The sequence below is a fragment of the Ideonella paludis genome (genome assembly GCF_018069865.1).
Lineage (GTDB): Bacteria > Pseudomonadota > Gammaproteobacteria > Burkholderiales > Burkholderiaceae_C > Ideonella > Ideonella paludis.
In genome coordinates, this window is the sequence record NZ_JAGQDG010000005.1 from 146450 (window position 1) to 160132 (window position 13683).

Sequence of the window (13683 nt, forward strand, 5' to 3'; positions counted from 1 at the left end):
CTCTTGCAGGCTTTAAGCCTGTGGCAAGAATGGGCCCTCGGCTTGGTCAACAATACGCGGTTGTTCCCACGTCTTGTAGGCTGCTGGCCGGGCTGGCAGGTGGGTGGCTCGGTCTTTGTTGAAGTTGTGTGGCATGTCCGATCGTTCTTGGCGCTGGTCGCCCTTTTTGCGGGTGCACGGCCTGCTGATCCCTTTGGGCTTGATCCTGCTGGCCAACGTGCTGCGCTTCAGCGGCTGGGATGATCGCCTCACCGCGCTGTTTTTTGACCCGGTGGCGATGACCTTTCCGGCCCGCGATTGGCCCGGCCTGGAGCGCTGGGGCCACCATTGGGCCAAGACGGCCGTGGTGTGCGTGTGGGTGGGCTTGCTCGGGGCTGCCGTGCTGGCGCCCAAGCTACCGCGCTTGGCGCCCCATCGCAAGCTGTTGTGGCTGACGGTGGCGGCCATGGGCTTGGGGCCGATCCTGGTGACGCTGATCAAAGACATCAATACCCATGACTGCCCCTGGAACCTCAAGATGTTTGGCGGCCCGGATGACTATTCGGCCGAATGGTTTGTGTCGCGCAGCCGAGCGGGGCGCTGCTTCCCTGGGGGGCATGCGGCGGGCGGTTTCTCAGTGATCGCGTTGGCCTTTGCGGCTGCGGCGCTGGGTTGGGTGGGCCGGGCTCGTGGCTTGTTGCTGCTGGCCATTGGGGTCGGGCTAGCGTTCAGTGCGGTTCGTGTCGTGCAAGGGGCGCACTTTGTGAGCCACAACCTGTGGTCGGCCGCCATTGATTGGGCTGTGGCGGCCTGGATCTTGGCCCCTATGATGCCCGCTGACCTCACCGCCACCCTGGGCCGCGCCCAGCGCACTTCAGGACCACACGCATGACCCGCGCTGCACCACGCTCCAAAATTTCCTTGTCCCGGTCGGGTGATGCCGCCGGTTTCTCGACCGAATGGGTGGTGTTGGCCGTGCTGGCCCTGCTGGTGCTGCTGGGCAATGCCGCTTTTTGGCAGCAGGCGCTGGCCGGGCGGTCTTGGGCCGATTGGCAGACATGGCGCTTTGCGCTGTCCGTCGGGGTGATGCTCACGGCGGCGCAAGCCGTGCCGGTGCTGCTGCTGGCCAACCGCTGGACCACCAAGGCTTTGTTGGTGCTGTTGGTGGTGTGCAGCACGGTCTCTAGCCACATGATGAGCCGCTATGGCGTGGTGATGGACCCCAGCATGCTGCGCAACGCCATGCGCACCGACGTGCGCGAGGCCACCGAACTGGTCAACCTGGGCCTCTTGGGCAGTGTGGCCATGGGCGCAGTGGTGGCCGCCCTGCTGTGGCGCTTGCCGCTGCGGCAGCGGCCCTGGCGGCGTGCGCTGTGGGTGCGTGGCGCCACCATCGTGGGTTTGCTGGTGCTGACGGTGGCGGCCTTGCTGCTGGTCTTCCAAGACTTCGGGTCCATGATGCGCAACCAGAAAGAGCTGCGCTACAAGATCACCCCGGCCAGCGTGATCTGGTCCAGCATCAAGGCGACGGTGGACGATTTGCGCGTGGCCAATGCCCAGCGCGAGCCCTCACAGCCCGCACAGCGCCTGGCCAAGGCAGAAGGCCGCAAGCCGCAATTGCTGGTGATGGTGGTGGGTGAAACCGTCCGGGCCATGAACTTTTCGCTGGGTGGCTATGCCCGCGTCACCAACCCCGAGCTGGCCCGCATCCAAGACTTGATCTACTTCCCCAAGACGGAAGCCTGCGGCACCTCGACCGAGGTGTCTCTGCCTTGCATGTTCTCGGCCCAAGGGCGTGAAGACTATGACGAAGACCTGATCCGACGCAGCGAGAGTGTCTTGCACCTGCTCGACCGCGCGGGCCTGCGCGTGGTGTGGCTGGACAATCAAAGTGGGTGCAAGGGCGTGTGCCAGGGGCTGGAGACTCGCGACGTCAGCAACGGGACCGACCCGGTGCTCTGCCCCGATGGCCGCTGCTACGACATGGCCCTGGTGGAGGGCTTGAAGGCCGAGATCCAGCGCTCTGGCGCCGCGGCGCCCGCCAAGGACACCGTGGTGGTTTTGCACCAGTTGGGCAACCATGGCCCCGCTTATTACAAGCGTTACCCCGAGAACTTCCGTCGCTTCATGCCCGAGTGCACCCGCAATGAATTGCGGGAATGCAGCCGCGAAGAAATCGTCAACGCCTACGACAACGCCATCCTGTACACCGATCACCTCTTGGCCAGCACCATTGCGCTGCTCAAGGAGAAGCAAAGCCAGTTCGATGTGGGCTTGATCTATGTCTCAGACCATGGCGAATCGCTGGGGGAGAACGGGGTGTTCCTGCATGGCTTGCCCAGAGCGATTGCGCCCAAAGAGCAACTGGCCGTGCCCATGTTGTGGTGGCTGGGCAGCGACCCCAAAGCGGGCTGGGGGGTGGATGCGGCCTGTTTGCGCCAGCGCGCCGAGCAAGCGGCCAGCCACGACAACTTGTTCCACTCCATGCTGGGTTTGATGGCGGTGCAGACGCCGCCCTACAAGCCGGAGCGCGATCTGCTGTCGAGCTGCCGGGCGCGCTGATCAGTGAGGCGCTAGGCTGCGCATCACGGCGTGCAGCAGTTGCTGGCTGTCGACCGGCTTGGTGAGGTAGTCCGCAAAGCCGATGCGGCGGCCGCGCTCGATGTCTTGCGTCATGGCGCTGGCGCTGACGGCAATGACCGGAATGTCTCGCGTGCTGTCGGCCGCTTGCAGGTGCCTGAAGACCTCAAAGCCATCCATTTCCGGCAGTTGAATGTCCAACAGGATCAGGTCGGGCTTGTGTTGGCGGGCCAAGGCCAGGCCGTCTTGCGGCATGGCCGCCGTCAAGACCTTTAGGCCGGGGAGGCGCGCCAGCATGGCCTCCATCAGCAAGGTGTTGACGGGGTTGTCCTCGATGTAGAGCACGGTACGGTCCATGGCGGCCGCGGCCAGCGCCATGTCGTCGGGGCTGTGCATCTGCTGCGGCAGCGCGGTGGGCATCTGCAGGCTGGTGTGCGGCAAGGTGACCCAGAAGAGGCAACCCTTGCCCACGCTGCTGTTGACGCCGATATGCCCGCCCATCAGCGCCAACAAGCGTTGGCTCAGCGCGAGGCCAATGCCGGCTCCTTCGATCGCGCCATGCTGGGCGCCCAAACGCTCAAAGGCCTGGAACAACTTGACTTGCTCATCGGCACTCAGGCCGGGGCCGCTGTCTTGGATCTCCAGGCGCAAGAGTTCGCCTGACCGCGCCCAGCGGATTTGGACGGTGCCGCCCTTGTGGTTGTATTTGATGGCATTGCTCAGCAAGTTCAGCAGCACCTGCCGCAGGCGGGTTCGGTCGGCCAAGACCATTTCGTCGGGGGCACTGCCGGTGGGCGGAACAACCTGCACATGGTGTCGCTCGGACAAGGGTTGAATCAAGAAGCGGCACTCATCCACCACCTCGGCCACCACCACGGGCTCCAGGCTGACCGCCAGGCGGTCGTTCTCGATGCGTGCCAAATCCAGCAGGTCGTTGATCAGGGCCAGCAAGTGCCGGCCGCCGCGCAGGATCTCGCGCAAGTAGAGCCGGTGGGTGGCTGACAAGGCATGGGCGTCCGCCTCCAGCAGCTGCCCAAACCCTAAGACCGAGTTCATGGGGGTGCGCAATTCGTGCGACATGCTGGAGAGGAATTGCGACTTGGCGCGGTTGGCGCGCTCGGCTTCGTCTTTGGCCAGCACCAAGGCCGCTTGGGCCTGCTTGAGCGCGGAGACATCGGTGCCAAACGCATAGCAACGGGGCTCGCCGGTGTGCGGGTCCGTGCCCCGCGCCAAGGTGATCAAGGTGTCGATCTGCGGGCCGCCGTTGAGGCCCGGCAATGGCGATTCATAGCGCACCCACTCCCCTTGCAAGGCTCGCTTGACCAAGGGCTGGAGGTACGCGTGCTTCTCGGGGCTCACCATCTCCGCCACGGTGCGGCCAATCCACTGCTCGGGGCTGCGGCCAGAGGCACGGGCCAAACGCTCGTTGACAAAGGTATAGCGCAGCTGCGCATCCAAGCAGGCGCAAAAGCCGGGGAACACCTCCAGCAGCAACCGTTGCTCAGTTTGGCTGGCCAGCAACGCCTTCAGGGCGACCTCATGTTCGGTGACATCGCGGCTGACGCGCACGGCGCCCCGCGTGCCGGTGACCGGGTCCACATAGGGGTGGAAGGTGGTGTCCAGCACTCGCCCCATCACGCCTGGGGCGTTGAAGGTGCCGCGGATGGTGCGCTGCTTGCCGTCTTCGAGGCAGGCTCTCAGCGCCTCGACGCGCGCGGCACTGACACCAAATCCCGGCAAGTCGTTGTTGTGGCGGCCTAGTGCTGCTTCGCGAGAAATGCCAGTGGCACGGCACCACGCATCATTGACCGCGCGGATAGTTTGATGCTGATCCACTACGCTGACGATGTCAGAGATATTGTTCAGCACGAACTCATAGGTCTTGAGGGCGTCTTGCTCGGCGGTGCTCAGCGGCAGTGGCGGCCGATGCGTCAGTGGCGCCAGCGGCAAGCGGCCCCGCCGTGCGGCCTGGCGGCGGCGCCACAGGGGGGTGGCGGGCAGCAGCAGCCAGGCGGCCACCAGGCAGGCCAGCAGCATCGACGTCTGGTGGCCTTGGGTCAGCAGCGTCAGCAGGGGGGGCAGCACCAAGCCGGCCAACAACACCAAGGCGGCGCGGATGTCGAAGGACAACAAGGCCCAGCCCAAGCCGGCACTCAGGCACAGGGCTGTGAGGGCGATGGGCAGGAGAGGCTCCAAGGCGAGTGCCGCAAAGCAGCCGGCCGCCACGCCATGCAGGCCGATGGCCCACCGCAGTGGGGTGAGGCGCGCGGCATCTTGCTGGGGGCTCTCGCCCCGAAGGTGTGCGATGAATCCCCAGAATGACAGCGTTAGCACAGTGAGTGAGCCCATGCTCACCAAAATGGGGGCGGCCAGTGGTTGCTGCGCCAGGGCTGCGATCAACACGGCCCAAGGCAAGAGCATGACGGCTGCACGGGGCCAAACGCGCTGGTGGGCTCTCACCCACCTGGCGGGAATGTGTGCAGACACAGCGCTGCGCGACGTCGTTCTCATGGGCCTTTCCTCGGCGGCGGCGCATGTCAGGGTGCGGTGTCCCTGTCCCTCGGGGGGCCGTGCATCGGGGGTTGAGCCGCCCGACGCCCGGTCAATGCTTTTGATCGTTAGGCAGATGGTGCCACAAAGCGCTAAGGCAAAAACCTGATATTCACGGGGGTGCGAGCGCTCGAAAAAAGGCTATGCTGCGCGCTGAAACTGTGATGCGCTCAAGGCCCGCTATGGGTGGCCCGGCTCGCATCAGGCGGCTCAGGCCGCACGCGCAGTGCCCACAGCACCCCAGCCACCAACAGTGCCACACCCGTGGTGGTGGTGGCATCCGGCCACTGACCGCGCAGCGCGTAGGCATAGCTCAACGCAGCCAGCGTTTCAAAGACGATCAACTGTCCCACCAAAGACGTGGGCAAACGCTGGCTGGCCTCGTTCCAGCACAAGGTACCCAGCCACGAGGCACACAGACCAATGGTCAGCATCAGGCCCACATAGGCTTCGGGACGCGGGCCCAAAGGCATGGTCCAGGGCGCTTGTGTGGCTTCGAAGTAAACCCAGGTCAGGCCAAAGCCGAGCAGGGCGACCGGCAGCGTCACCAGGCCTTGTGCCGTGGCCCAGGTACGGGGGGATCGGTCTTGGTGCGCGCGCAGCCAATCCGCATTGCGGATCGGATACCACGTCCAGCACACCACCGCGCCCAAGGCCAATAGCGCGCCCATGACGTAGCGGCTCAGGTCGGCTTGGGGGTCGGCGCGCAGCAAGCTCAGCTCATGCTGATTGACCAAGCCAATCCCGGCTGCAATCAGCAGCAATGAGGGCGCCAGCTTCAACCATGGCAGGCGGCCATCGCGCTGCGCGTCGCGCAGGTTGGACGTGATGGCGATGACCACCGGCAAGGTGCCGATGATCATGGTGGGCAAAGGCCCGCCCGCGCGTTGAATGGCAGCCGACAGGCACAGGTAATAGATGATGTTGCCGACTAACGTTAACTTGAGGGCCTCTATCCAATCGGCTCGTGTGAGCTGCCGAACGGCCGCCCAATCCAGCCACGCCAGTGGCAATGCAATCAGTCCAAAGGCCAAGTAGCGACCGAACGACAGCATCACGGCGGGGTAGTCGGCCAGCAGCAGCGGGCCGACAAAAACAAGCCCCCACATCAGGCCTGCAGCGAGGGCAAAAAGGGTGCCGAAAAGCATGAGAAACGTCGAACCGTTTTGAGGCCAAAAAGGGCATGTTCGCACGCTCCGGTAAAGTCACGCCTGTGAGTGCATTTCAATCTATCGAACTAAAAGCGGCTCAACGCCGCTACGAGACCGGGCTGCTGGCCCTGGATGGTGTGGATCTCAAGGTGGCCCGCGGCGAGCTGGTCAGCGTCGTGGGCCCTGCGGGCTGCGGCAGAAGCTCGCTCTTGCGGCTGCTTGCAGGCCTGGATCGGCCCAGCAGCGGCGAGGTATTGCGCAATGGCGAGCCCGCCCGCGGAGCGCTGTCCGACGCCGGCATGGTGTTCCAAGAACCCACGTTGATGTCCTGGGCCAGTGTGGCGGTCAATGTGGAGTTGCCGCTGCGTCTTCAGGGCGTCTCGCCCGAGAAGCGCGAAGCCGCGGCGCGTGACGCTTTGCAACGCGTGGGCTTGGCCGACCTGGCGGATGCCGCACCGCGTGGCATGGACCGTGCGCAAAAAATGCGTGCGGCCTTGGCGCGTGCCTTGGTGGCCAAGCCCGCCATGCTCTTGCTGGACGATGCGTTTGCCGGCTTGGAAGATGCGTCGCGTCTGGTCTTGCAAGACTTGTTGCTGAGCCTGTGGCGCCCTGAAGGCGGCACGGCCAAGTTTGCGGCGGTGGTGGTGACCAACAACGTTGAAGAGGCGGTGATGTTGGGTCAGCGTATCGTCGTGATGGCGGAGCGCCCGGGCCGAGTGGTCGAAGAGATCAAGGTCACTGGCACCGCCAAGCGCGATGCCAGCTTCCGGGACTCTGCGGCCTTCAGCAAAGCCTGTGAAAAGGTGCGTGCTGCTTTGGCACGGGTGTCTGCGCCCACAGAGACCATCGCCGGTTAAGCGCTTGCGCCAGCGCTGCGTGCTGGCGCTGCTCTCTCCATCAAAACAAAAGGCCGCTTTCGCGGCCTTTTGTCGTGGCGCCAAGGGCTTACTTGAAGCGGTATTGCGCGCTCAGGTAGAAATAGCGGCCACGCGGGTCGGTGTAGCTGGGGTCGTAGCCGGAGATGAAGTGGTAGGCCTGGTTGGAGAACGGCGGTGCGGTGTTTAACAGGTTTTGCACGCCCGCCCGCAGGACCAAGCCCTTGCTGGCTTCCCAACTGCCCGAGAGGTTCCACAGCGAGTAGGCCTTGACCCGGTTGTTGTCCACAATGCTGCCGGTGTTGGTGTCGATGGCGTTGTTTTGGTCCTCGTAGCCCGACAGATAGCTGTTGGACAGGGTCGCACCCCAGTCACCCGACTCCCAATCCAGGCTGATGGTGTGCCGCCAGCGCTGCACCACGCCGTCGTTCACAAACTTGCCCAAGTTGCTGATGTAAGGGTCGCCGTTGCCGGTCTGGCGCTTGGACGACAGGGCCAGGGTGCCGTTCAAGCGTGCGCCGAAGGTGCCGATGCTGGTTTTGAGGCCCCGCAGGTTCAGGCCAATGTCCAAGCCGCTGGCCTTTTCGCGACCCCGGTTTTGTTTGTTCAACTCGATGAAGCAGATATCAATGTCGTCTTCATAGTAGTCGCATAGCCCTTCGTCCTCACCGTAACGGTGCACTAGTGACTCGTACTTGGCTAGATTACCCAAGATGACATCGACACCCAAGGTGCTGATGAGGTCTCGCTTCTCGATGTTCCAGTAGTCCACGCTGAGGCTGAATTGCTCATTGGGCTCGAACACCGCGCCCAGGGAGAACTGCTTGGATTTTTCGGGCTTGAGTTGAGGGTTAGAGTAGGTGCGGGTTTCCCATCCATCAGCGCAGTCAGTTAAGGTTCCACCGGTTTCTAGGCACTTGGGATCTGCGATGGTGGCGGCCTCACCGGTTGCTAATGGACGATAGAGGTCTGTCATCGAAGGCGCGCGGAAGCCTGCGCCCACCGAGGCGCGCAGCAGCACCTCTTTGCTAGGCACATAGCGCAGGCCCAGCTTGGGGCTGGTGGCACTGCCGGTGACCTGATAGCGCTCGTGGCGCGCGGCCAGTTGCAGCTCCAGTTCTTTGCTCAAGGGTGCGCTCAACTCGGACCACACCGCTGAAACATTGCGGCTGCGGCGGAAGTCGGCATCCGGCCCCTGCGAGCTTTCGCCCAAGATGGAATCTGCGGCCAACTCAGGCGACTGGTGATACTCCTGCGACTCACGACGCAACTCAGCGCCCACGGCCAAGGCGAGGTTGCCGCCTGAGAGCTTCATCAGGTCGCGGCTGCCTTTGACATCCAGGCTGGTCATGGTGCCGGTGGCGCGGCGCACTTCGCCGCGGAATTGGGAGGCTTCGTAGACGGCGAGGCCAGCCGCGCTGGAAGGACCGAACAGGTTGATGCTGCCGTTATCGATGCCGTCCAGCACCTTTTGCTCGATCAGGTAGCCGTTATGGTCGCGGTCTGACACCTTGTTCACGCTGTGGTTCACACCGACCTCGTAGTCCCAGCTCGCCAGTGTGCCGCTAGCCCCCAAGACCAGGCGCTGGCCAGTGGAGACCAGCTCGCTGGTGCGTTTGCCGGCTTCGCTCAGGCGGGCGCGGACCGTGACGAACTCTCCACCATTACCTAATGTATCGAGGCCAGTGTTTTCGAGGCCTGGAATCTTGCGGTAATCAACTTCGAAGTCTTGTCGATTGGGCGTGCCAACGTAGTAAGAATTTGATCGCATCAGCGCGGCTTCGGCAAAGAGTTGGTGGCCGCCTCCGATGTCCAAGACCCCTCGACCAAACAGACTGGCCTTCTTGGTCTCAGGGTAGAGCTCCAGCTCTCTCATGTAGTCGTATGTGCAGGCTAAATCTCCACCAATGCCGGTGGGCAAGTACAGACTAGAAGGCGGGTTGCACACATCATTCTTGAGTTGAAGATTGATGGTTCGGTTGCTGAACTTGTCATCATCGAAAAAGTAGGGTTTGCCATTAACCAATAGAGTTCCGCGTTCGGAGATGCGTGCGGCTTGGGCTGAAGACAACCTCAGGTTGGCGGGGAAGGGCACCCCAGACAGCAGGTGAGGGAGCCGCTCGGGGATCTTCAAATCACTGATGAACTTGCGCTGCGAGGTGTCCAGGCGGCTGGTGGATTGAACGTCCAGCACGCCAAACACATTGAAACCGTCTTTGCTGAAGTCTCCCCAGCCGCCCGCCACGGAGGCGCTGCGCTTGCCTGCACCGCCCTCTTGGGTGTTGCCGACCAAGGCGTTCACTTCGACGCCTTGGTAGTCCCGGCGCGTGATGAAGTTGATCACCCCACCAATCGCGTCACTGCCGTAGAGGGCGGAGGCGCCATCGAGCAGGATCTCTACGCGCTGAATGGCGGCTGCGGGGATGTTGTTCAGGTCCACACCGACGCTGTCGCCTGGCGAGGCAAAGTTGGCCAGGCGGCGTCCATTCAGCAGCACCAAGGTGGAGCTCACCCCCAGGCCGCGCAAGTTCGCGCCATTGAAGCCCATTTGGTCGCGAAAGCCGCCGGTGCCGATGCTGACGCCGTCGGTCAGGTTATTGGCACTGGCGCTGATGCGCGACAGGATCTCAGAAGCGGTGGTCAGACCCGCCTTGTTGATCTCGTCGCGCGAGATCACCTGCACCGGCAAGGCGCTTTCACCGTCAATGCGCTTGATGGCCGAGCCCGTCACTTCCACCCGCTGCGTGGGGGCGGTGTCTTGGGCCAGGGCGGCCAGCGGCAGGCTGCTGGCCATGGCCAGCAAGGTGGCGCGGGCCGTGGTGCTCAATCGGAGGGGGCGAGAAGAGATGCGCAAGGCCATGGGCTTTCTCCAAGAATGTGAGACTTGTCATGAACGACGATGCAGTGTCCCTAGCTTGTCAGGAATCCTGGCCCGCAACCTCGGGATCGTCACGCTTCGATGGTAAAACCAGAACTCCTCATTCAGCCTGACGGCAGCGCGGCTGTTGCGTTTGGGCTGATGTGCAAAACGAGAATTGACAAGGGTGAGTGACTATGTGGCAGACGAGCGCGGCGCGCAGGCGTTGTTTGGTGGGTTTGCTGGCAGGGGCGCTGTGGGGCGCGGCAGCCGTGGCGCAGCCCAGTGCTGCGGCCAGCAGCAAGACGGCGCCGCCCCAGGGTTATGCGGTCATCATTGGTGGCGCCCTGAAGGCGGATAACGAAGATGTGTGGGCGCGCATGGTGGAGCTCTCCGGCGGCAAGGGCTCGCGCTGGGTGGTGTTTGGCACCGCCTCGGGCAACCCTGACCAAACGGCGCGCCGCGCGGCCGACATGCTGACCAAGCGAGGGGCGGTGGCGGAGTCTTTGCCCGTCGCACCGCAACTCAAGTGGGTGGATCTGGACAAAGCGGTGAGTGACCCGGCATTGCTGGAGACCGTCAGCAGCGCCACGGGCGTGTTCTTCACCGGCGGGGCGCAAGAGCGCATCGTTGACACCTTCGCCCCCGGTGGTCGCACCACCCCCATGCTGGAGGCCATTTGGGGCGTCTATCGGCGCGGCGGCGTGGTGGCGGGCACCTCGGCGGGGGCGGCCATCATGTCCACCGTGATGTTCCGCGACGCGCTCTCTGTGTTGGCCGTGATGAAGGGCCAGTTGCGCGACGGCAAAGAGGTCGACCGTGGCCTGGGCTTTGTCGGCCCCAACTTGTTTGTGGACCAGCACTTTCTCAAGCGCGGCCGCTTTGGCCGGATGATCCCGCTGATGTTGGCCAAGGGCTATAAGTTGGGCCTGGGCATTGACGAGAACTCGGCCGCCATTGTCCAGGGTGACATGATTGAGATCATCGGCGCCAAGGGCGCGCTGCTGGTGGACTTGAACGATGTGCAAACCAACCCGGCCATCGGGGCACTGAATGCCACGGGCATTCGGCTCAGCTACCTGGACCGCGGGGATCGCTACGACCTGGGCTTGCACAAGGTTTTGCCCTCGGCGCGCAAGCTGCGAGGCAACAAGCTGGACCCGAACGCCGCCAACTACAAGCCGGATTTCACCAACGACCCCTACTACACCGACATGCTGGGCGACACCACCATCAGCAATGCCATGGGCGTGTTGATGGACAGCACCCAAAAGGAGGCGCGTGGCATGGCCTTTGACCCTAAAGCCCAGCCGTCCGACGCCACCGCCGACCTCGGGTTTTCCTTCAGGCTCTACAAAGGAAAAGACAGCATCGGCTGGTACTCTGACGAGTTGGGTGCCGATGAATACACCGTCTCCAATGTCTACCTTGACATCATGCCGGTGCGCATGAGCCGCCCGCTGTTCACCCCTTGGTCTGGTCGCTAATGCCCTGCGCAATGCTTGCCTTTTGAAGGAGCTTTTCCCATGCAAAGACGTCACCTCTTCACCGCCTTGACCCTGGCTTGTGCCGCGCTGGCCGCGCAGGCGCAAGCCCCCGATTGGAAGATAGTTCGCATCGGTGTGGAGGGTGCCTATCCCCCGTTCTCGGAGGTGGGCACGGATGGCAAGCTCAAGGGCTTTGACATCGACATGGCCATGGCGCTGTGCGCCGAGATGAAGGCCGAGTGCACCTTGGTGCAGCAGGAGTGGGACGGCATGATCCCGGCGCTGCAGGCGCGCAAGTTCGACGCCATCATCGCCTCCATGGCCATCACCCCCGAGCGTCAAAAGCAGGTCAACTTCACGGACAAGTACTACAACACCCCGCCCGCATTTTTTGGCAAGGGTGGCGCGCGGGACATCAGCCCGGCCGCGCTGAAGGGCAAGAAGATTGGCGTGCAGCGCTCCACCAGCCATGACCGCTATGCCGCCGCTTACTACAAAGACAGCGAGATCGTCCGCTATGCCAAGCAAGACGAGGCCTTTCTCGACTTGGCCGCGGGTCGCATCGATGTGGCCTTGTGCGACCAAGTCGCCGGCACCGACGGCTTTTTAAAGAAGCCGGCTGGCAAGGGCTTTGGCGTCTTGGGTCAGCCCAAGGATGACCCGGCCATCTTCGGCTCGGGCTCTGGCATTGCAGTGCGCAAGGCCGACGCCGCCTTGCAGCAAAAGTTCAATGCGGCCATTGCCGCGGTGCGGGCCAACGGCACGTACAAGAAGATCCAAGACAAGTACTTCGATTTCGACATTTACGGCAAGTAAGCGGAGTCGGGGACCATGTTGCATGGCTATGGCGCCAGCCTGTTAGAGGGCGCGCTGCTGACGCTGGCGGTGGCGCTGGGCGCCTTGGCGGTGGCCTTTGTGCTGGGTTTGATGGGCGCGGTGGCCAAGCTCTCGCGCTGGCGCAGCCTGCAGGTGCTGGCCGAGGTCTACACCACCTTGATCCGCGCGGTGCCCGACCTTGTGATGATGCTGCTGGTGTTCTATGGTGGGCAGATGGCAGTCAACAAGCTGGGCGAGCGCCTCGGCTGGGACTATGTGGACATCAACCCCTTTGTGGCGGGTGTGCTGACCATTGGTTTCATCTTTGGGGCGTATCTCACCGAGGTGCTGCGCGGGGCCTTTCTGGCCGTGCCGCCGGGGCAGCGCGATGCTGCGCTGGCCTTTGGCATGCGGCCTGGGCAGGTCTTGTGGCGCATCGTTGGGCCGCAAATGCTGCGGCATGCGCTGCCCGCACTCTCCAACACTTGGTTGGTGATGATCAAGAGCACGGCCATCGTCTCAGTGATTGGCCTTTCAGACTTGATGAGCCGCGCCGGCCAAGCCGCCGGCGCCACGCGTGAACCCTTCTTGTTTTATCTGGCGGCCGGTGCCATGTATCTGCTCTTCACCACCTTGTCGGAGTGGGGCTTTGCCTGGGCGCAGCGGCGCTTGGATGTGGGTGTTCGGCAGGTGGCGCTGTGATGGAGTGGGGTGTTGTTCAAGACAGCCTGCCGCAGTACTTGTCGGGCGCGTTGGTCACGCTGCAGCTCTTGGTGCTGGCGTGTGGCCTGGGCTTGGCCGCTGCGCTGCCGCTGGCCATGTTGCGCAGCCTGCCGTCGCCCTGGGCGCACAAGCCGGTGTGGCTGTTCACCTATGTGATCCGCGGCACACCCATGCTGGTGCAGCTCTTCTTGCTTTACTACGGCCTGGCGCAGTTTGAGGCCGTGCGCGCCAGCGCGCTCTGGCCCTGGCTCAGCTCGGCCTGGTTTTGCGCGGTGCTGGCCTTTGCGGTCAACACCTGCGCCTACACCACCGAGATTTTGCATGGTGCGATGAAGGCGGTGCCCGCGGGCGAGATCGAGGCCGCCAAGGCCTTGGGCATGAGCCGCTGGGTGATGCTGCGCCGCATCGTGTTGCCCTCAGCGTTTCGGCGGGCGCTGCCGGCCTATGGCAACGAGGTGGTCTTGATGCTGCATGGCACGTCGCTGGCCAGCGTGGTGACCTTGTATGACCTGACCGGCGCGGCGCGCGAGCTGAACTCGGTGCACTACCTGCCCTTTGAGGCCTTCATCACAGCGGCCGTGTTCTACGCGCTCATCACCGCTGTGCTGGTGGCCCTGTTTCGCGCGGCCGAGCGCCGTTGGCTGCAGCCCATGCTGCCGCGCTGA

10 protein-coding genes are annotated in these 13683 nt (G+C 63.5%); 7 read left to right on the top strand and 3 right to left on the bottom strand.

Features of this window, described 5'->3' with window-relative positions:
* The first annotated feature begins 133 nt into the window (after nt 1-133).
* On the top strand, nt 134-871 hold the full coding sequence (locus tag KAK11_RS13875) for a phosphatase PAP2 family protein (protein ID WP_210809784.1): 738 nt from the start codon (nt 134-136) through the stop codon (nt 869-871).
* The gene (locus KAK11_RS13880) at nt 868-2541 is read left to right on the top strand and encodes a phosphoethanolamine transferase (RefSeq protein ID WP_210809785.1); all 1674 of its coding nucleotides are present in this window, start codon (nt 868-870) and stop codon (nt 2539-2541) included. The genes KAK11_RS13875 and KAK11_RS13880 overlap by 4 nt, the downstream gene beginning before the upstream one ends.
* On the opposite strand, the gene KAK11_RS13885 is transcribed toward KAK11_RS13880, so the two are convergent.
* Together KAK11_RS13885 and KAK11_RS13890 are read right to left on the bottom strand one after the other, a co-directional pair.
* Nucleotides 2542-4980: a hybrid sensor histidine kinase/response regulator gene (locus KAK11_RS13885; RefSeq protein WP_210809786.1), complete on the bottom strand. Its 2439-nt coding sequence runs from the start codon at nt 4978-4980 to the stop codon at nt 2542-2544.
* 299 nt (nt 4981-5279) lie between these two features.
* On the bottom strand, nt 5280-6257 hold the full coding sequence (locus tag KAK11_RS13890; RefSeq protein ID WP_210809787.1) for a DMT family transporter: 978 nt from the start codon (nt 6255-6257) through the stop codon (nt 5280-5282).
* A gap of 65 nt (nt 6258-6322) precedes the next feature.
* Here KAK11_RS13890 and KAK11_RS13895 point away from each other — a divergent pair, with 65 nt between their 5' ends.
* Nucleotides 6323-7117 (top strand): ABC transporter ATP-binding protein, encoded by a 795-nt coding sequence (locus KAK11_RS13895; RefSeq protein WP_210809788.1) that lies wholly within the window; start codon nt 6323-6325, stop codon nt 7115-7117.
* Nucleotides 7118-7205: 88 nt separating this feature from the next.
* On the opposite strand, the gene KAK11_RS13900 is transcribed toward KAK11_RS13895, so the two are convergent.
* Nucleotides 7206-9995, bottom strand: a complete 2790-nt coding sequence (locus KAK11_RS13900; RefSeq protein ID WP_210809789.1) for a TonB-dependent receptor — start codon at nt 9993-9995, stop codon at nt 7206-7208.
* Nucleotides 9996-10225: 230 nt separating this feature from the next.
* Here KAK11_RS13900 and KAK11_RS13905 point away from each other — a divergent pair, with 230 nt between their 5' ends.
* Genes KAK11_RS13905 through KAK11_RS13920 form a run of 4 tightly spaced genes read left to right on the top strand, consistent with a single transcriptional unit; the run spans nt 10226 to nt 13683 of the window.
* A complete protein-coding gene (locus tag KAK11_RS13905) occupies nt 10226-11479 on the top strand; it encodes a cyanophycinase (protein ID WP_210809790.1) in 1254 nt (417 codons plus the stop codon).
* Nucleotides 11480-11518: 39 nt separating this feature from the next.
* Nucleotides 11519-12295, top strand: a complete 777-nt coding sequence (aotJ, locus tag KAK11_RS13910; RefSeq protein WP_210809791.1) for an L-arginine-binding protein AotJ — start codon at nt 11519-11521, stop codon at nt 12293-12295.
* 15 nt (nt 12296-12310) lie between these two features.
* A complete protein-coding gene (locus tag KAK11_RS13915) occupies nt 12311-12997 on the top strand; it encodes an ABC transporter permease (protein ID WP_210809792.1) in 687 nt (228 codons plus the stop codon).
* Nucleotides 12997-13683: an ABC transporter permease gene (locus KAK11_RS13920; protein WP_210809793.1), complete on the top strand. Its 687-nt coding sequence runs from the start codon at nt 12997-12999 to the stop codon at nt 13681-13683. Before KAK11_RS13915 ends, KAK11_RS13920 begins: the two co-directional genes overlap by 1 nt.